The sequence below is a fragment of the Frankiales bacterium genome, assembly GCA_016125335.1.
Lineage (GTDB): Bacteria > Actinomycetota > Actinomycetes > S36-B12 > CAIYMF01 > Longivirga.
This window is the reverse complement of record WGLY01000007.1, coordinates 40,498-58,663: the sequence shown is the minus strand read 5'-3', so window position 1 is coordinate 58,663 and position 18,166 is coordinate 40,498. Positions and strand designations below refer to the sequence as shown.

At 74.4% G+C, this 18,166-nt stretch carries 17 protein-coding genes; 12 read left to right on the top strand and 5 right to left on the bottom strand.

The annotated features are described in order from the left end of the window. Positions 1-208 (bottom strand): hypothetical protein (locus GC157_05015; protein MBI1376831.1); only part of this gene is annotated, 208 nt, incomplete at its 3' end. 282 nt (positions 209-490) lie between these two features. Further along, entirely contained in the window at positions 491-1,729 is a 1,239-nt protein-coding gene (locus GC157_05010) for an acyltransferase family protein (GenBank protein MBI1376830.1), read from the bottom strand. Positions 1,730-1,867: 138 nt separating this feature from the next. Here GC157_05010 and GC157_05005 point away from each other — a divergent pair, with 138 nt between their 5' ends. Together GC157_05005 and nudC are read left to right on the top strand one after the other, a co-directional pair. Continuing rightward, entirely contained in the window at positions 1,868-3,319 is a 1,452-nt protein-coding gene (locus tag GC157_05005; GenBank protein MBI1376829.1) for a dipeptidase, read from the top strand. A 1-nt stretch (position 3,320) separates the two neighbouring features. Next, on the top strand, positions 3,321-4,304 hold the full coding sequence (gene nudC / locus GC157_05000) for an NAD(+) diphosphatase (GenBank protein MBI1376828.1): 984 nt from the start codon (positions 3,321-3,323) through the stop codon (positions 4,302-4,304). A 36-nt stretch (positions 4,305-4,340) separates the two neighbouring features. Here the strand turns inward: nudC and GC157_04995 are convergent, their stop codons facing one another. Both GC157_04995 and GC157_04990 read right to left on the bottom strand, forming a co-directional pair. Continuing rightward, on the bottom strand, positions 4,341-4,763 hold the full coding sequence (locus GC157_04995) for a VOC family protein (protein ID MBI1376827.1): 423 nt from the start codon (positions 4,761-4,763) through the stop codon (positions 4,341-4,343). A 43-nt stretch (positions 4,764-4,806) separates the two neighbouring features. Further along, complete coding sequence (locus tag GC157_04990; protein ID MBI1376826.1) at positions 4,807-5,247, bottom strand: AraC family transcriptional regulator; 441 nt, start codon at positions 5,245-5,247, stop codon at positions 4,807-4,809. Between the two features lie 111 nt (positions 5,248-5,358). Here GC157_04990 and GC157_04985 point away from each other — a divergent pair, with 111 nt between their 5' ends. From GC157_04985 to GC157_04940, 10 genes are all read left to right on the top strand, one after another. Next, a complete protein-coding gene (locus GC157_04985) occupies positions 5,359-6,522 on the top strand; it encodes an amidohydrolase family protein (GenBank protein ID MBI1376825.1) in 1,164 nt (387 codons plus the stop codon). A 186-nt stretch (positions 6,523-6,708) separates the two neighbouring features. Beyond that, positions 6,709-7,728, top strand: coding sequence for an ROK family protein (locus GC157_04980; GenBank protein MBI1376824.1), 1,020 nt, complete (start codon positions 6,709-6,711; stop codon positions 7,726-7,728). 72 nt (positions 7,729-7,800) lie between these two features. Continuing rightward, complete coding sequence (locus GC157_04975) at positions 7,801-9,162, top strand: extracellular solute-binding protein (protein MBI1376823.1); 1,362 nt, start codon at positions 7,801-7,803, stop codon at positions 9,160-9,162. 122 nt (positions 9,163-9,284) lie between these two features. Continuing rightward, positions 9,285-10,142 (top strand): ABC transporter permease subunit, encoded by an 858-nt coding sequence (locus GC157_04970; GenBank protein MBI1376822.1) that lies wholly within the window; start codon positions 9,285-9,287, stop codon positions 10,140-10,142. An 80-nt stretch (positions 10,143-10,222) separates the two neighbouring features. Beyond that, positions 10,223-10,978, top strand: a complete 756-nt coding sequence (locus tag GC157_04965) for an ABC transporter permease subunit (GenBank protein ID MBI1376821.1) — start codon at positions 10,223-10,225, stop codon at positions 10,976-10,978. Beyond that, positions 10,979-12,385, top strand: a complete 1,407-nt coding sequence (locus GC157_04960; protein MBI1376820.1) for a hypothetical protein — start codon at positions 10,979-10,981, stop codon at positions 12,383-12,385. Continuing rightward, entirely contained in the window at positions 12,382-13,302 is a 921-nt protein-coding gene (locus tag GC157_04955; GenBank protein MBI1376819.1) for an ROK family protein, read from the top strand. The genes GC157_04960 and GC157_04955 overlap by 4 nt, the downstream gene beginning before the upstream one ends. Next, positions 13,290-14,075 carry a glucosamine-6-phosphate deaminase gene (locus GC157_04950; protein MBI1376818.1) on the top strand — a complete coding sequence of 262 codons (786 nt, stop codon included), beginning with the start codon at positions 13,290-13,292 and terminating at the stop codon, positions 14,073-14,075. The genes GC157_04955 and GC157_04950 overlap by 13 nt, the downstream gene beginning before the upstream one ends. Positions 14,076-14,270: 195 nt before the next feature. Continuing rightward, entirely contained in the window at positions 14,271-14,783 is a 513-nt protein-coding gene (locus GC157_04945; protein MBI1376817.1) for a DUF1876 domain-containing protein, read from the top strand. A gap of 163 nt (positions 14,784-14,946) precedes the next feature. Further along, a complete protein-coding gene (locus tag GC157_04940; GenBank protein ID MBI1376816.1) occupies positions 14,947-17,607 on the top strand; it encodes an HAD-IC family P-type ATPase in 2,661 nt (886 codons plus the stop codon). On the opposite strand, the gene GC157_04935 is transcribed toward GC157_04940, so the two are convergent. Further along, positions 17,589-18,131, bottom strand: a complete 543-nt coding sequence (locus GC157_04935; protein MBI1376815.1) for a GNAT family N-acetyltransferase — start codon at positions 18,129-18,131, stop codon at positions 17,589-17,591. The genes GC157_04940 and GC157_04935 overlap by 19 nt on opposite strands. Positions 18,132-18,166: the final 35 nt, after the last annotated feature.

Sequence of the window (18,166 nt, the reverse complement as noted above, 5' to 3'; positions counted from 1 at the left end):
GCTCGGCCGGCTCGGTGATCGCCTCGACGTCGACCTGCTCGAGCAGGATCAGGTCGGTGGCGTCCACCGGCTGGTCGAGCAGCGGCAGCAGTGCGCTCGGGTTACCGGTGAGCCACGCGATCGGGTCGTGCACGTCCCAGTCCGGGTGGAACCCGAGGCCCACCGGGCCGAACGAGGGGGTGGTGTCCCGGTCGTCGACGGCGGTCATCGGGCACCTCCCACGGGCTCGACTGGTTTCGGATGGATGTAGGAATGCTACCCGAGACCACTGACAGGCACAACTCCCAATCCCCAGCAATCCCAAGGGTTTTGGCCGTGCAGTCTGTCCACAGGGTGGGGACAGTGCGCTGCTCACCGTCGAGGGCGACAGCGTCCTCGCTGCCGACAGGGCAGGTGCCGGGAGACGTCGCGGCGTGAGCCGGGGGCGTCCCCGGCCGACAGGCTCCCGGCCGTTGGGAACCCTCGTGGATCGTCGGGCCCGCGTGAGCGGTCAGCCGGCCTCGAGGGCGGCTTCCTCCACCGGCTTGGGCCGCTCGCCGCTGCGCCGGCGCATCCACTCGCGGGCCGGCTCCTCGACGAACCGCCACATGAGCCAGGCGATGAGCAGCGCGCCGACGATGAGGCCGATCAGGGCGACGACGTAGAGCGGGCCGCCGGTGATGCCGACGACCTTGAGCCCCGCACGCCACAGGCCGTACCAGACCGTGTGCGTCATGTAGAGCGAGAACGAGACGAAGCCGCCGAGCACCAGGCGGTCGCGCGAGAGGAACCGCGACGGACCGCGCGAGCTCAGTGCCAGCGCGCCGATCCACAGCACCAGCAGGGGCACGAACACCAGGTGGTACTTGGGCGGGAGGTCGGCGGCGTTGGGGGTGTCGGGCAGGTCGCTCACCGACCACTGCAGCGCGCCGACGTGGCCGAGCACGACGGCGCCGCCCACGACGAGCAGCGGGATCGCGATCGACAGCGTGGTGGCCAACCGCTCGACGCGCGGCCGGGGCCCCGCGTCCGTGGCGCCCCACTGCCGCAGGACGAAGACGTACGTCAGGCCGCCTGCGGTGAACTCCGTGAGCACACGGATGGTCGAGCCCCAGTCCGAGATGTAGTAGGGGTCGCCGTAGTAGGCGATGCCGTACCACAGCAGCGGCACGAGCACGGCGCACCACAGCAGCGCGATCACGCGGTTGCTGAGCCGCTCGTGGAAGCGGAAGAGCGCCAGCACCAGCAGGGGGAAGAGCAGGTAGGCGAGCCACTCCATCGACAGCGACCAGGCCGGGTAGTTCCAGCCGCGCTGCGGGTTGGGCCCCCACTCGTGCACCAGCAGCACCTGCTTGAGGTAGTCGACCGGCGTCAGCCAGTCCTTGCTGCCGCTGGTGGACTGCCCCAGCTTCTGCTGCGCGATGACGGCGATGCCGGCGACGTTGAGCATCACGAAGTGCACGGGGTAGATGCGGGCCAGGCGCAGCCACAGGAAGTGCCGCGACGCCGGCCACGTGGCGCGCGGGCCCATCCGGGTGAGGTAGGTGTGGGTGAGGATGAAGCCGGAGAGCGCGAAGAACAGGTCGACGCCGAGCCGGCCCACCCGCAGCACCTCGTGCAGCACCGGCACCATCAGGCCGGCCGTCGCGATGGCCCCCTGGAAGTGGTAGAGCATCACCCACGCCGCGGCCACGAACCGCACGCCGGTCAGCTGACCGATGAACCGCTGCCGACCCGTGCCGTCCGCCACCTGTACGCCGTCCTGCCGCTCGTCCCTGGACTCCCGGGGAATCCTCGCACGCGTCCGGAGGTGCTCCTCGCTCCCGCGCCGTGCTCCGGACACGGGCGTCCGCAGCGCGGTGACCGGGGGCGTCGTAGGGTCGCGGCTGTGAGCACCGACGCCGCTGCCTCCCCGTCCACCGCCCCCGACCCCGCCGTCCGCGCGTACGTGGCCGAGCACCGCGCGCAGCTGGTCGAGGAGCTCTCCGACTGGCTGCGCATCCCCAGCATCAGCGCCGACCCGGCGCACGCCGGCGAGGTCGCCCGCAGCGCCGACTGGCTGGCCCAGCGCCTGGTGCGCGCCGGGTTCCCCACCGTCGAGGTGTGGCCGACGCCGGGGCTGCCCGCGGTCTACGCCGAGTGGCCCAGCGAGGACCCCGACGCGCCGACCGTGCTGGTCTACGGCCACCACGACGTGCAGCCCGCCGACCCGGTCGAGCTGTGGGAGACGACGCCGTTCGAGCCGCTCGTGCGCTCGACGCCGTACGGCGAGGAGCTGGTGGGCCGCGGGGCGATCGACGACAAGGGTCAGGTCTACTTCCACGTCCTCGGGCTCGCCGCGCACCTGGCCACGACCGGCCGCACCTCGCCCGCGGTCAACCTCAAGCTGCTCGTGGAGGGCGAGGAGGAGTCCGGCTCGATCCACTTCTCCGCGCTGCTGCGCGACAACCGCGAGCGGCTGCGCTGCGACGTGGTCGTGGTGAGCGACACCGGGGTGTTCTCCCGTGACGCGATCTCCGTGTGCGTCGGCATGCGCGGCATGGTCGAGGTCGAGGTCGACGTGAAGGGCCCGGGCGGCGACCTGCACTCCGGCTCGTTCGGGGGAGCGGTGCCCAACCCGGTGACCGTGCTCGCCCGCATGGTCGCGCGGCTGCACGACGGGAACGGGCACGTCACGCTGCCGGGCTTCTACGACAAGGTCGTCGCGCTCACCGAGCGCGAGCGCGAGCTGCTGGCCCGGCTGCCCTTCGACGAGGCCACCTGGCTCGTCGACGCGCAGTCCACGGCCACCCACGGCGAGGCCGGCTTCACCACGCTCGAGCGGGTGTGGGCGCGGCCGACCGCCGAGGTGAACGGCCTGTGGGGCGGCTACACCGGGCCTGGCGGCAAGACGATCATCCCGGCCGAGGCGCACGCGAAGCTGTCGTTCCGCCTCGTCGCCGCGCAGGACCCGGCCGACGTGCGCCCCGCGTTCGACGCCTGGCTGGCCCTGCTGCGCGAGGAGGGCACGATCCCCGAGGGCATCGAGGTGACCCCGCGCTACGAGCGCGCCGGCGTCGGCCCGTTCCTCACCCCGCTGGACCACCCCGCCCTCCAGAGCGTCACCCGCTCGATGCAGCGGGCGTTCGACCAGGAGGTGCTCTACACGCGCGAGGGCGGCAGCGGCCCGCAGGCCGCGCTGGCGTCGATCCTCGAGGTGCCCGTCGTGTTCCTCGGCGTCGGCCTGCCCGACGACCGCATCCACGCGCCCAACGAGAAGGGCGACCTCGAGTTCCTGCTCAAGGGCGCCGAGGCCACCGCCTACCTGTGGTCGGACCTGCCGGCCACGTGGAGCCGCTGACGTGCCCGACTCCGGACTGCTCGCGTCGCTGACCCTCGCGCGCGGCGGGATCGACCGCGCGGCCGAGCGGCGCGAGGACGACGCCTGGTTCGAGCAGGCCTGGCGCGACCCGGCCACCCGGGTGCTGGTGCTGCACCGGGGCAAGGCCCGGGTCCGCACCGAGGTCCCTCCTGCCGACGGCGCCCCGGAGCCGGCGCGCGGCAGCGCCGGGCTGGTGCTGGTGGGCCCGCACGAGGCGGGGGACGACGGCGTGCGCGTGCTGCTCGCCGTGCACGACGACGTCGCGCACGTCGCCCTGCTGCTGCGGCCCGACGCCGAGCCGCCCGAGGCGCCGGCCGGGGCCGACGGGGACGTGCGCTGGGAGGGCCTGCGCGAGGTGGGCGCGGCGCTCGGCGACCTCGACGCGGGCCTGCTCGTGGCGGCGGTGGCGCTCGCGCACTGGCACGACGCGCACCCCCGCTGCCCCCGCTGCGGCGCGGCGACCGAGCCCGCGCAGGCGGGCTGGTCGCGGCGCTGCCCGGACGACGGCAGCCAGCACTTCCCGCGGTCCGACCCCGCCGTCATCGTGCTCGTCCGCGACGACGACGACCGCGCCCTGCTCGGCCGCCGCGCCGAGTGGCCGGACGGGTTCTTCTCCACGCTCGCCGGGTTCGTGGAGGCGGGGGAGTCCGCCGAGCTCACCGTGGTGCGCGAGATGCAGGAGGAGGCCGGCGTCCTCGTCGACCGCCTCGACTACCTGGGATCGCAGCCGTGGCCGTTCCCCTCGAGCCTCATGCTCGGGTACCACGCGAGGCTCGCGCCCGGGTCGCCCGAGCCGCGCCCGGACGGCACGGAGATCACCGAGGTCCGCTGGTTCACGCGCGAGGAGATGCTCGCCGGCTGCGAGGACGGCACGGTGCGGATCCCGCCCGCGATCTCCATCGCCCGGCGCCTCGTGGAGCACTGGTACGGCGGCCCGCTGCCCGGGTCGTGGGCCCGCCGCTGAGGGCGGGCCCACGCCGGCCACCCGGCCGGTGACCGCTCAGCGCATCGGCATCCGCTGCGCGACCCGGTAGTTGTTGCCGGACGGGTCGCGGAAGCCGAAGTCGATCCCGTAGGGCTGCTGGACGGGCGCGTCGCCGACGTCGACGCCCTGGGCCGCGAGGCGCTCGTAGGCGGCCATCGCGTCGTCGGTCGTGAAGAACAGGCCGGTCGCGAACCCCTTGGCCACGATGTCCTGCACCTGCGCCTTGGTGGCGTCGTCCATCACGGGCGGGCCGGGGATCGCCATGAGCACGATCGCGGTCCCGCTCTCGCCGGGCGGGCCCACGGTGAGCCAGCGGAAGTTGCCGAGCTCGGCGACCGTGACGTCCTCCTTGACCTCGAACCCGACCTTCTCGGTCCAGAACGAGAGCGCCTCGTCCTGGTCGTGCACCCAGACCTGGGTGGTCGACAGTGCCAGCATGCGGTCCTCCTCGGTGGTGGCGTGACCCCGACCGTAGGCGGCCTCACGAGGCCCGGTCTTCTCCGATCGTGCTGTTGCGCACCGGGCGGCCGTAGGCGCGCAGCACGCAGCCGGGGATCATCGCCAGCGCGGCCGCGGGCGGGAACGAGGCCCGGTACTGCGTCGGCGTCCGGCCGTAGGCGCGGCGGAAGCTGGTCGTGAACGAGCCGACGCTCGTCAGCCCCACGCGCATGCAGATGTCGGCCACCGACCAGTCGGTGCTGCGCAGCAGCGACGCCGCGCGCTCGAGCCGCCGCGTGAGCAGGTAGGAGTAGGGCGACTCGCCGAACGCGCGGCGGAACTCGCGGCTGAAGTGCGCGCGGGACAGGCACGCGGCGGCCGCGAGGTCGTCCACGGTGAGCCGCTCGGCGTAGCGCGCGTCGGCGAGGTCGCGGGCGCGCACGAGGTGGCGCACCGGTGTCGCCGGGACTCGCGGGCTGGGCACGCCGCCCAGGGTAGGCGCCGCGTCCCACGTCGACGCCCGCGTCCGCCGCGGGCCTCCCGCCTACGCGGCCGCCCGGGCGCTGCGCGCCCGTGGGCTAGCGTGTCGGCCGCCATGGACCTCCTGCTCACCGCCGCGGCCGTCGTCGTGCCCGACGCCGTGCTGCGCCCGGGCTGGGTGCGGGTGCGCGGCTCGCGCATCGCGGAGGTCGGCCACGGCCTGCCGCACGGTCCGGTGCGCGACCCGGACGGCGCGGTGCTCGACCTCGGCGACGCGGTCGTCGTCGCGGGCTTCGTCGACGTCCACTGCCATGGCGGCGGCGGGCACTCGTTCGGTGCCGATCCGTCGGAGTCGGCCGCCGCGGCGGCCGCGCACCTCGCGCACGGCACCACCACCCTCGTCGCCTCCCTGGTGACCGGGCCGCTCGACCGGACGGCGCGGGAGGTCGACGCGCTCGCCGAGCTGGTGCAGCAGGGCGTGCTCGCGGGCGTGCACCTCGAGGGCCCGTGGCTGTCCGCGGCGCGGTGCGGCGCGCACGACGCCGCCCTGCTGCGCGCCCCCGCCCCCGGCGACGTCGACGCGCTCGTGGGGCGCGACGCGGTCCGGATGGTCACGCTGGCGCCGGAGCTGCCCGGCGGCCTCGACGCCGTGCGGCGCGTCGTCGGCCACGGCGCCGTCGCGGCCGTGGGGCACACCGACGCCGACCACGCCACGACGGCTGCCGCCGTGGCGGCCGGCGCCTCGCACGCCACGCACCTGTTCAACGCGATGCGCCCCGTGGGGCACCGCGACCCCGGGCCGGTCGTCGCGCTGCTCGCGGCCGAGGACGTGACGCTCGAGCTGATCCGCGACGGCGTGCACCTCGACCCCGCGCTCACCGCGTGGCTGGACGGCTGCGTGGCGCCGGGGCGGCTGCTCTCGGTCACCGACGCGATGGCCGGCGCCGGCCTCGGCGACGGCCGCTACGAGCTCGGCGGCCTCACGGTGGTGGTCGCCGACGGCGTGGCCCGCGTCGGCGGCAGCGGCCCGATCGCCGGCAGCGTCGCCACCGCCGACGTCGGGTTCCGCGCCGCGGCGCACGGCCCCGGCGCCGGGGCCCCTGACGACACGGGCCTGCTGCGCGCGTCGCAACAGGCGTCGGCCTCGCCCGCCCGCGTGCTCGGCCTCGACCACGAGCTGGGCCAGGTGCGGGCCGGCCTGCGGGCCGACCTCGCCGTGCTCGACCCGGCCTCGCTGCGCGTGCGGCGGGTGCTGCGGGCCGGCACGTGGCTGGCCTGAGGCCCCGGGTCACGCTTCGGTAACCGCTCCTCGAGAGTCTTGACCGAGGTTGGTTAGTAAACTTTACTAACCTCCGTGCCGAGCCGATCCCCCCGCCGCCTGCAGCACGACAGCGCGGTCCTGCCCGCGGACGGCCGGCGCCAGAACCTCTCGCTCGTGCTCCAGGCCCTCTACACCGAGGGCCCCATGAGCCGGGCCGACCTCGCCCGCCGCCTCCAGCTCACCAAGGTGACCGCCTCGGACCTCGTGGGCGAGCTGCTCGAGCGGGGGCAGGCGGTCGAGCTCGGCCAGTCCGACCGGGTGCGCCCGGGCAAGCCCGCCACCCTCGTCGACGTCAACCGGGCGGGACTGCAGGTGGTGGGCGTCGACCTCACCGGCCACGAGGTCCTCCGGGCGGCCGTCGTCGACCTCGACGGCGGCGTGCTGCACCTGTGCGAGCGCCCGCTCGGCGGCTCGGCGTCCGGCGACGACGTGCTCGCCGACGTCCTCGCCGTGGTCACCGAGGCCGTCGGCGCGGCGACCGCGCCGCTGCTCGGTGTCGGCGTCGGCACGCCCGGGGTGGTGGGCCCCGACGGCGACGTGCTCACCGCGCCGAACCTGGGCTGGGCCGACGTCCCGCTGCGCGCGATCCTCGCCGAGGCCACCGGGCTGCCGGTGCTCGTGTGCAACGACGCCGACGCCGCCGTGCACGCGGAGCACACCCTCGGCGCCGGTGGCGACGACATCGCCGTGGTGCGCATCGGGCTCGGCGTCGGCTGCGGCCTCATCGTGGGCGGCCGGCGCATCCGCGGCGCGCACTTCGCCTCCGGCGAGATCGGCCACGTCACCGTCGGCACCGACGGCGGCGAGACCTGCACCTGCGGCAACGTCGGGTGCCTCGAGACCTGGCTGTCCGCCCCGCGCCTCCAGAAGGCGCTCGCCGACACCTCCACCGACTCCGGCGCCGCCCTGCGCGCCGCGGGCGAGCGGCTCGCCATCGCGCTCGCCCCTGTCGTGGCCGCGCTCGACCTCGCCGAGGTCGTGCTCGCCGGCCCACTCGATCTCGTCGACGGCCCGCTGCTCAGAGCCGTGGACGAAACCCTGCGCCGGCGGATGCTCGCCCGCAACGCGTCCTCCCTCGAGGTGCGCGTCGCGGCCGACCCCGACGACATCGTCCTGCGCGGGGCTGCAGTGCTGGTCCTCTGGGACCAGTGGGGGGTGGCCTGAATCCACCGAGCAGCAAGGACTCGAACCGGAACAGCCGCTTCGGCGGCCCTCTCACGGAACGGATCATTCCGCATGAAGAAGCTCATCGGCCTGGTCGCGGCGACAGCCGCCGCGACGCTCGCGTTGTCCGCCTGCAGCAGCGGCAGCGGCAGCACGAGCCCGTCCGCCACCTCCTCCGCTCCCGCGGACAACTCGACCCGCACGATCACCCTGTGGCTCGCCGGCGGTGACACGCCCGACGAGCTGCGGACCTACCTGAAGGACACCTTCAAGGCGAAGACCGGCGCGACGCTCACGATCGAGGAGCAGTCGTGGGGCGACCTGCTCACCAAGCTCACCACGGCGCTGCCGGACCCCGAGAACACCCCCGACGTCTTCGAGCTGGGCAACACGCAGGCGCCGACGTTCACCAACGTGGGCGCCTTCGCCGACATCAGCGACATGTACGACGAGCTCGGCGGCGACAAGCTGCTCCCGTCGTTCGTCGAGGCCGGCAGCGTCGACGGCAAGAAGTACGCGCTGCCCTACTACTTCGGCTCGCGCTACATGTTCATGCGCAAGGACATCTGGCAGCAGGCCGGGCTCTCGACGCCGACGACGCTCGACCAGTTCAACTCCGACGTCGCGACCCTGGCGCAGAAGAACCCGCGCGGCATCAAGAACTTCTCGGGCTTCTTCCTCGGCGGCCAGGACTGGCGCAACGGCATCTCGTGGATCTTCGCCAACGGCGGCGACCTCGCGAAGAAGGTCGACGGCCAGTGGGTGTCCACGCTGTCCGACCCGAACAGCCTCAAGGGTCTCCAGCAGCTGCAGCAGATCTACCGCAGCGCCTCGAAGGCCCCGGCCGACGCCAAGGACCAGTCGCCCTGGCTCTACATCAACGACAGCGACAAGATCACCGACGACACCGGTGCGGTGACCGGCAAGACCTCGCTGTCGGCCGCGACGATCATGGCGCCGGGCTGGGCGCACTGGTCCATCGGCGACCTGACCAAGGTCGACGGCAAGGACACCCGCACCTGGAACGACAAGAAGTTCGAGGTCATGGTGCTGCCGGGCAACGACGGCAAGCCCGCGCCGGTCTTCGCCGGTGGCTCGAACATCGGCATCTCCGCCGCGAGCAAGAACCAGGACCTCGCCCGCGAGCTGCTGCGCATCATCTTCTCGCCGGAGTACCAGCAGATGCTGGGCAAGGCGGGCCTCGGCCCGGCCAACAGCGATTACGTGAGCTCGCTGGGGAACGACCAGTTCGCCAAGGCGCTCATGGACTCGGCGCTCAACAGCAAGCTGACCCCGGCGGCGCCCGGCTGGGCCGCCGTCGAGTCCTCGCAGCTGATGGAGGAGTTCTTCGGCAAGATCCGTGACGCGTCCGACCTCGCGGCCCTCGCCGCCGAGTACGACGCCAAGATCACCCCGATCCTCAACCAGCAGTGACCACCACCACGGCGGCCGGGACGGGTCCCGTCCCGGCCGCCGCGGCACCCGCGACCGCCCACGGCCCGGAGGGAGGCGCTCCTGTGGACCGGCGCCGACGCTCCCGCGCCCCGTGGCTGCTGCTGACCCCGGCGGTCGTGATCCTGGTCGCCGCCCTCGGCTACCCGATCGGCTGGCAGCTCGTCACCAGCTTCCGCAAGTTCGGCCTCAAGCAGCAGTTCGGGCAGCCGCCGGAGTGGGTGGGGCTGGACAACTACCGCACGCTGGTCAGCGACCCGTCGCTGTGGGCCGTCGTGGTCCGCTCGGTGGTCTTCTGCGTGGTGGTCGCGTTCCTCACCGTCGCGGTCGGGGGCCTGCTCGCGCTGCTCATGCAGCGGGTGAGCCGGGCGGCGCGGATCGTAATCCAGGTGTCGCTGCTGCTCGCGTGGGCGACGCCCGCCGTGGCCGCGGTGACGATCTGGGTCTGGATCGTCGACTGGCGCCGCGGCCTGCTCAACTGGTTCCTGGTCCGCATCGGCATCGACGCGGCGGACCAGCACAACTGGCTGGCGCAGCCACTCTCGTTCTTCATGGTGGCCGGCGTCATCGTCATCTGGATGAGCGTGCCGTTCGTCGCCCTCAGCGTGTACGCCGGGCTCACCCAGGTCTCGGCCGAGGTGATGGAGGCCGCCCAGCTCGACGGCGCCTCCTGGTGGCAGCGCCTGCGCTACGTGGTGCTCCCGCTCATCGCGCCGGTGATCTCGATCGTGCTGCTGCTTCAGCTGATCTGGGACCTGCGCGTCTTCACCCAGATCAAGCTGCTCCAGGACGCCGGCGGCTTCGCCAACGAGACCAACCTGCTCGGCACGTTCATCTACCAGCTCGGCACCGGCAAGGGCGACTTCGGGATGTCCAGCGCGGTCAGCGTGGTGATGCTCCTGCTCACCGTGGGGCTCAGCTGGTACTACGTCCGCTCGCTCATGAAGGAGGACTCGGCGTGACCGGGCGCAGGACGGCCACCCGGCTGTGGTCGCTGCTCGCCGTCGTCATCGCGGTGGTCTGGGCGTTCCCCGTCTACTGGATGCTGACGTCCTCGCTGCTGCCGAACGTGCGGCTGCAGTCCACGACCCCCTCGTTCCTCCCGACCGGCGGGTCCCTCGACAACTACGTCGCGGTGGTGACCGACTCCGGCTTCGTGCGCGCGCTGGGCGTCTCCGTGGCCGTCACGCTGCTCGCCGTCGTGGTGGCCATCGGCATCGCCTTCCTCGGCGCCCTGGCCGTCAGCAGGTTCCGCTTCCGCGGGCGCACGTCGTTCGTGCTCGCCCTGCTGCTGATCCAGATGCTCCCCGCGGAGGGCCTGTTCATCGCGCAGTACAAGATGATGTCGACCGTCGGCCTGCTCAACAGCGTGATCGGGCTCTCCGTGCTCTACGCCGCCGCCGTCGTCCCTTTCACGATCTGGATGCTGCGCGGCTTCGTGGCCGGGGTGCCGGTCGAGCTCGAGGAGGCGGCGATGGTCGACGGCCTCTCGCGCACGCGCGCGTTCCTGCGCATCACGTTCCCGCTGCTGGCTCCTGGGCTGGTCGCCTCCGCGGTCTACGCGTTCCTCCAGGCCTGGAACGAGTTCACCGTGGCGCTCGTGACGATGACCGAGCAGCAGTCGCAGACCCTCCCGCTGTGGCTGCGCGGGTTCGTGCAGGCGAGCGCCACCCGCGCCACGGACTGGGGTCAGGTGATGGCGGCCTCGGCGCTCGTCGCGGTCCCGGTGATCGTCTTCTTCATGGTGGTGCAGGGCCGCATGAGCAGCGGCCTCGTGGGCGGGGCGGTGAAGGGCTAGGTGCACGATCCCTCCGACGTCCGCGCCCTCGCGCTGCGGACGCTGATGCCCGGGTTCGACGGCGCCGCCGTGCCCGCGTGGCTCGACGACGCCCTGCGCGAGGGACTGGGGGCGGTGTGCCTCTACGGCGCGAACGTGGTCGACCGCGACCAGCTGCGCTCGCTCTGCGCGGACCTGCACGCCCGCTCGCCGCGCGTCGTGGTCGCGCTGGACGAGGAGGGCGGCGACGTCACGCGCCTGCACTACCGCACCGGTTCGCCGTATCCCGGCAACGGCGTGCTCGGCCGGCTCGACGACGTCGGCCTCACCGCCGCCGCGGCGGCGGCGATCGGCCGCGACCTGCGCGACGTCGGCGTCGACCTCGACCTCGGGCCGGTCGTCGACGTCAACTCCGCGCCGGACAACCCGGTGATCGGCACCCGCAGCTTCGGCGCGGATGCGGGGCTGGTGTCGCGGCACGCCGCCGCGTGGGTGCAGGGACTGCGCTCGACCGGCACCGCCGCGTGCGCCAAGCACTTCCCGGGCCACGGCGACACCGCGACGGACTCCCACCTCGACCTGCCGGTCCTGGCGGTCGACGCCGCCACGCTGCGCGAGCGCGAGCTCGCGCCCTTCCGTGCGGCCGTGGGGGCCGGCGCGGAGGCCGTGATGACCGCCGCCCTGGTGGTGCCCTCCGTCGACCCCGGTGTGCCGGCCACGTTCTCGGCGCCGCTGGTGCAGGGCGTGCTCCGCGGCGAGCTCGGGTTCACCGGCACGGTCGTCACCGACGCGCTCGACATGGCGGGGGCGAGCGCGGCCACGGGGATCCCCGAGGCCGCCGTGCGGGCGCTCGCAGCCGGGTGCGACCTGCTCTGCCTCGGGCCCGGCACCGGTGCGCGGCTGCTCGAGGAGGTGCTCGACGCCGTCGTCGCCGCGGTCGCGGCAGGACGGATCCCGGCTGAGCGGCTGCGCGAGGCGGCGGCGGCGGTGGACCGGCTCGCGGACCGCGAGCGTCACGCCGCGGGCCGTGACGGGGCGCTACCGGCGGTGCCCGTCGTCGACGCCTTCGAGGTCGGCGAGCACGCGCGCACGTGGCTCGCGGGCGGCGGCGCGGTCGCGATCGTCCAGGTGTCGACGTCGTCGAACCTCGCCGTGGGTCAGGTGCCCTGGGGGCCGGAGGCGGTCGGTGCGGCCGACGACGAGGCTGGCGCGGCCACGGCGCCGCGGGTGGCGGTGGTCGCCCGCGATCTCGGGCCGGACCACCCGGCGTGGCAGGTGGCCGCGCGGCACCGCGCCCGCGGGGCGTCCGTGGTCGTGGTCGAGTGCGGCTGGCCGCGCGGCGGCGCCGACCTCGTCACGTGGGGCGGCTCGCCTGCCGTGGCCGGCCCGCTGGTCGCGCTGCTGCGCGGGACGGGGGCGGCGTCGTGAGGCTCGGCGTCGACATCGGCGGGACGAAGACGGCCGCCGTCGTCCTCGGCGACGACGGCGAGGTGCGCGCGTCCGCCACGGCGCCGTCCGGCCGTGGTGCGGACGACGTGGTCGCCCGGGCCGTCGACCTCGCCCTGCGCGTGCTGGAGTCCGCCGGCCCGGACGGCGTCCGCGCCGCCGGAGCTTGCATCCCGGGTCTTGTCGACCCTGTCGCGGGCACGGTGCGCCACGCGGTGAACCTCGACGTGGAGGAGCTCGACCTCGCCGGCGCGCTCGCCGCCGGCCTCGGCATGCCCGTGCTCGTGGAGAACGACGTCAAGGCGGCGGCGCTCGGTGCCCACCACCTCGCCGGCCTCGGCGCCGGGCTCACCCTCGCCTACCTCAACCTCGGCACCGGGCTGGCGGCCGCGGTGGTGCACGCCGGCGACGTCGTGCGCGGCGTGGACGGCGTGGCGGGCGAGATCGGCCACCTGCCAGTCGGGGGCTCAACGCGGTGCGCGTGCGGACAGACGGGCTGTCTCGAGACCCTCGCCTCCGGGTCGGCCCTGGTGCGCATGTGGCCCCAGGCGCCGGAGGCCGGCTGGGACGTGCTGCGCGCGGCGGAGCGCGGCGACGACGACGCCGCCCGCGCCGCGGCCATGCTGTGCTCCGGCATCGCCCTCGCGGTGCAGGTGCTCGTGCTGGCCTCCGGGGCGCAGCGGGTGGTGATGAGCGGCGGCCTCACCCTCATGGGCGAGCCGCTGCTCGAGGCGGTCCGCGCCGAGCAGCGCCGCCGCGCCGCCGGATCGCCGCTGCTGGCCTCGCTCCGCCTCGACGAGAAGGTGTCGCTGCTCGCCTCGGACGTCCCGGTCGCGGCCATCGGCGCGGCCCGGCTCGGCGTCGCCGCCGGGACGGGAGGTGCGCCGTGGAGGTCGTGATCGTGCCGTCCGCGTCCGTGGTGGCCGACGTCGCGGCCGAGGCCGTTCTCGGCGGCCTGCCGGCCGACCGGCCGCCGGTGCTCGGCCTGGCCACCGGGTCGTCACCGATGGGGCTCTACGACCGGCTGGCCGCCGCGGCGGCCGACGGGCGGCTGCGGTGCCACGACCTGTCCGGGGTGGCGCTCGACGAGTACGTCGGGCTCCCGCCCGGGCACCCGCAGTCCTACCGCGCGGTCCTCGAGCGCACGGTGTGCGAGCCCGTGGGGCTGCGCCGCGAGCGGCTCCACGTGCCCGACGGCAGCGGCGCCTGCCTCGCCGCACTGGAGGCGGGGGCGCTCCGCTTCGAGCGCACCGTCGCCGGCCTCGGCGGGGTCGACGTCCAGGTGCTCGGCATCGGCGCCAACGGTCACCTCGGCTTCAACGAGCCGGGATCGGCGCTGAGCTCGCGCACGCGGGTCAAGCGGCTCTCGGACCGCACCCGCGCGGACAACGCGCGCTTCTTCGGCGCGCCGCAGGACGTCCCGACGCACTGCGTCACCCAGGGTCTCGGCACGATCCTCGAGGCGCGGCGGCTCGTGCTGGTGGCCACCGGCACCGCCAAGGCGGCGGCGGTGGCCGCGGCGCTCGAGGGGCCGCTGACCGCCTCGTGCCCGGCGTCGGTGCTGCAGTGGCACGCCGACGCCGTCGCCGTCCTCGACGAGGACGCCGCGGCCCTGCTGCGCAACCGGGCCTACTACGACGCCTCCGCGCGGGGCCTCAGGCTCCCGGGCTGACGAGCCCGGGATCACGACTGGGGGCCCGGGGAGCAGCCCGGGCCCCCAGCCACGTCCGGAACCTGTGCACTGCGTGTGCGAGTGGGCCCGCCCTCTCGCTTCGGCGTGGGGCGGGTGGGACAGTGGACGTGAGGCGACGCACCACGTCCGGTCGCTGCGCCACCACCCCGGCCGGGCCGTCGCCGGAGGGGAGTGATGAGCATGAGGGGCTCGGTCGGTGACCGCGTGTTCGCTGCCACGGCCCGCGACGGCCACCTGCGCTCGGGGCGCATCCTCGCGCTGCGCCATCCCGACGGGAGCCCGCCCTACGTCGTGCGGTGGGACGACTCCAACCAGAGCACGGTGTGGTTCCCGCGCGGCCAGGGCGAGCCGGTCCGCGACGTCTGGCCGGCTGCCCCGACGGACGGCACGCGACGCCGGATGAAGTCCTGGCGCGTGGACGTCGAGCTGGTCGAGGACGGCACGGAGACCACGGCGCTCGCCCTGCTGCACGAGGACGACGACGGCACCGTGGTCGTCGCCGAGGGGCACAGCCAGCGCAACCCCCACGACACCGACGTGCCCGAGATCGGCGACGAGCTCGCCGTCTCGCGGGCGCTCACCCTGCTGGCGACCACGCTGGCGCGCACCATCGACGTGACGATCTCCGACGTCGAGCACCGCAAGGTGCACGTGCCGGGCGCCGCGTCGTCCGTCGACCTGCGCTGAGCCCGGACGCCGCGCCGAGGCCGCACGACGGCACCGGGTCATGGCGGCGAGGGAGGACCACGATGGACGGCCGCCCCCTGCGGGTGCGGGTGACCCACGCCGGTGCTGACGGACGTCACTCCCCGGGCCGGCTGCCGGTCCGGGCGGAGGTGGGGAGCCGGCCATGACCGCCGGCACGGCCCACGCCGCGCGCGAGCACCACGAGCTGCCGGTCCACGAGGTGCTCCTCGTGCTCGGCGCCGACCTGGAGACCGGCCTCGGCGAGGACGAGGCCCGCGAGCGGCTGGAGGCGTACGGGCCGAACAGCCTTCCGCGCCGGCGCGAGCACGGTCCCCTCGTGCGGCTCGCGCTGCAGCTGCACAGCCCCCTCGTCTACGTCCTGCTGTCGGCCGTGGTGGTCACGGTCGCCGTCGGGGAGTACGTCGACGCCGCGGTCATCCTCGGCGTCGTCGCCGTCAACGCGGTGGTGGGTTTCGTGCAGGAGCAGCGGGCCAGCGCGGCCCTCGAGGCACTGGCCGACCTCGCCCGCACCCGCGCCACCGTCGTGCGCGCAGGTGTGGTGCGCCGCGTCGACTCCACCGAGCTCGTCCCCGGGGACATCGTGTCGCTCGAGGCGGGCGACAAGGTGCCCGCGGATCTGCGCCTCGCGGAGGTCCACGACCTGCGCGTCGACGAGTCCACGCTCACCGGCGAGTCCGAGCCGGTCGACAAGCGCGCCCTCGTGCTGCCGGCCGAGACAGCGGTCGCGGACCGTCTCAACATGGCCTGGTCGAGCACCCTCGTGACCTCGGGGCGCGCCCTCGGCGTCGTCGTGGCGACCGGGGCGCAGACCGAGATCGGGCGCATCCAGGCGTTCGTCGGCTCCGCGCAGGGCGTGGAGACGCCGCTCATGAAGCGGCTCGCGGTGTTCGGTCGCTGGCTGTCGCTGGTGATCGTGGTCGTGGCCGCCGTGACCTTCGCCCTCGGTGTCGCGCGCGGAGAGAGCGCGGCCGAGATGGTGACCGCGGCTGTCGCGCTCGCCGTCGCCGCCATCCCCGAGGGACTGCCGGCCGCGGTGACGATCACGCTGGCGATCGGGGTGTCGCGGATGGCCCGCCGCAACGCCATCGTGCGCCGGCTGCCCGCGGCGGAGACGCTGGGAAGCACCACCGTGGTCTGCACGGACAAGACCGGGACGATCACCCAGAACCGCATGACGGTGCTGCGCGTGGTGGTCGTGGGGGAGGAGCACGAGCTCGCCGACGCTCCGGAGGCCGAGGTGCGGCCGTGCCTCGTGGCCGGTGTCCTGTGCAGCTCGGCGCGGCTGCGCGAGCCGCGGGCCGGCGTGGTCGAGGCCGTGGGCGACCCCACGGAGACGGCGCTGCTGCATGCCGCGCTCGCGCGAGGGGTCGACCAGCGCGTCGAGCTCGCCGCGCGGCCGCTGGTGGACGAGGTCCCCTTCTCGTCCGACACGGGCTGGATGGCCACCTTGCACGAGGACCCCGGTTCGGGCGGACGGCTGCTCGTGGTCAAGGGCGGCGTCGAGCCCGTGCTGGCCCTGTGCGGTCGTGCCGATCGGGGCGGCGCCCTGGACGCCGCGGCGGTCGAGGCGCAGGCGACCACGCTCGGCGACGCGGCGCTGCGGGTGCTCGCGTTCGCGTGGACACGGACCGAGCTCGACCGCATCCCGGAGGACCTGACCGGCACCCTGGGGTTCCTCGGTCTGCAGGCCATGGCCGACCCGCTGCGACCGGAGTCGGCGGCTGCCATCGCCGCCTGCCGGCGCGCGGGCATCCAGGTCAAGATGATCACCGGCGACCACCCGCGGACGGCCGCGGCGGTCGCGGCACGGGCCGGGCTGGCCGGCTGCCGGCCGCCGGTGGTGGTCACCGGCGCGGACGTCGCACCGCTGACGCTCGCCGGGCTCGGCGACGTCCTGGAGCGCACCGACGTCGTGGCCCGCGTGAGCGCGGGGCAGAAGCTGCGGATCGTCGAGGCCCTGCAGTCCCGCGGGCACGTGGTCGCGATGACCGGCGACGGGATCAACGACGCACCCGCGCTCAAGCAGGCCGACATCGGGGTCGCCATGGGCCGCAACGGGACGGAGGTCGCGAAGGAGTCCGCCGCCATGGTCCTGGCCGATGACGACTTCGCCACGATCGAGGCCGCCGTGGAGGAGGGCCGCAGCATCTACGACAACCTCGTCAAGTTCGTGACGTGGACGCTGCCCACCAACATCGGTGAGGGCCTCGTCGTCCTCGCCGCGATCGTCGCGGGCCTCGCGCTGCCCATGACCCCGGTGCAGATCCTCTGGGTGAACATGACGACGGCGGTGGCCCTGGGACTGATGCTCGCCTTCGAGCCCGCGGAGCCCGGCATCATGACGCGGCGACCGCGCTCGCCGGGTGAGCCGATCGTCACCCGGCACCTCGTGTGGCGCATGGTCGTCGTCGGCCTGCTCATGCTGGTGGGCGCCTTCGTCAGCTACGAGATCGTGCTGCGGACGGGCGCGACGCTCGAGCAGGCGCGGACCGTGGCGGTCAACGCGTTCGTGGCCATGGAGGCGGCCTACCTGGTGAACTGCCGCTCGCTCGACGGCTCGGTGCGTCGGGTCGGTCTGCTCAGCAACCGGTGGGTGCTCGTCGGCGGGGCCGCCATGCTCGTGCTCCAGGCGCTCTTCACCTTCTCGCCGTGGATGCAGGAGGCCTTCGGCACGGCCGCGCCTCCCGCCGCGTCCTGGCTGCTGGTCCTGGCCATGGGCGTCGGCCTGCTCGCGGCGGTCGCCGGGTTCAAGCGGGCGACCGCGCCGCGCTCCCCGACGGCGGCTCAGAGCCGACGGGCGTAGCGCAGCTCGGGGAGGAAGTCCGCGGGCTGCGCGCGCTCGCCGGTGGGCGCGAAGCCGTGACGCTCGTAGAACCGCTGCGCCCGGGAGTTGCCCTCGAGCACCCACAGCGTCACGTGGTCGTAGCCGGAGGTCACCAGCTCGTCGAGGGTGTGGTGCAGCAGCTCGCGCCCCGCCCCGGTGCCCCACACCGACGGCAGGGTGTAGATCGCGTAGACCTCGCCGCGCCCGTGGACGCCGCACGGCAGGTCGTCCGGCCCGCGCTCCGGGCCCGAGGAGGTGAACCCGACGATCCGCCCGTCGTCCTCGGCGACGACCGTGCGGGCGTGGCCCCAGCCGGAGTACGCCGCGACCCAGCGGTCCAGCCGCTCCGGCTCGTCGAGGTGCGAGAGGACGTCGTGCGGCACGAGGCCGGCGTAGGCCGCCTGCCACGAGCGGGCGCGCACGAGCGCGACCTCGGGGAGGTCGTCGGGCTCGGCCACGCGCAGGCGCGGGGGTGGGACCACGGGGGCGATCCTCGCCGACATGACGGCGCCCCGCCGACGGGTTGTCCGTGGCGGGG

Coding starts and splice junctions, on each gene's coding strand:
- GC157_04995 (MBI1376827.1), bottom strand. CDS start 4,763: ATGCTGGCACTGTCGACCACCCAGGTCTGGGTGCACGACCAGGACGAG.
- GC157_04980 (MBI1376824.1), top strand. CDS start 6,709: ATGAGCCGGGCCGACCTCGCCCGCCGCCTCCAGCTCACCAAGGTGACC.
- GC157_04945 (MBI1376817.1), top strand. CDS start 14,271: ATGAGCATGAGGGGCTCGGTCGGTGACCGCGTGTTCGCTGCCACGGCC.
- GC157_04965 (MBI1376821.1), top strand. CDS start 10,223: ATGCTGACGTCCTCGCTGCTGCCGAACGTGCGGCTGCAGTCCACGACC.
- GC157_04935 (MBI1376815.1), bottom strand. CDS start 18,131: ATGTCGGCGAGGATCGCCCCCGTGGTCCCACCCCCGCGCCTGCGCGTG.
- GC157_04985 (MBI1376825.1), top strand. CDS start 5,359: ATGGACCTCCTGCTCACCGCCGCGGCCGTCGTCGTGCCCGACGCCGTG.
- GC157_04940 (MBI1376816.1), top strand. CDS start 14,947: ATGACCGCCGGCACGGCCCACGCCGCGCGCGAGCACCACGAGCTGCCG.
- GC157_04975 (MBI1376823.1), top strand. CDS start 7,801: ATGAAGAAGCTCATCGGCCTGGTCGCGGCGACAGCCGCCGCGACGCTC.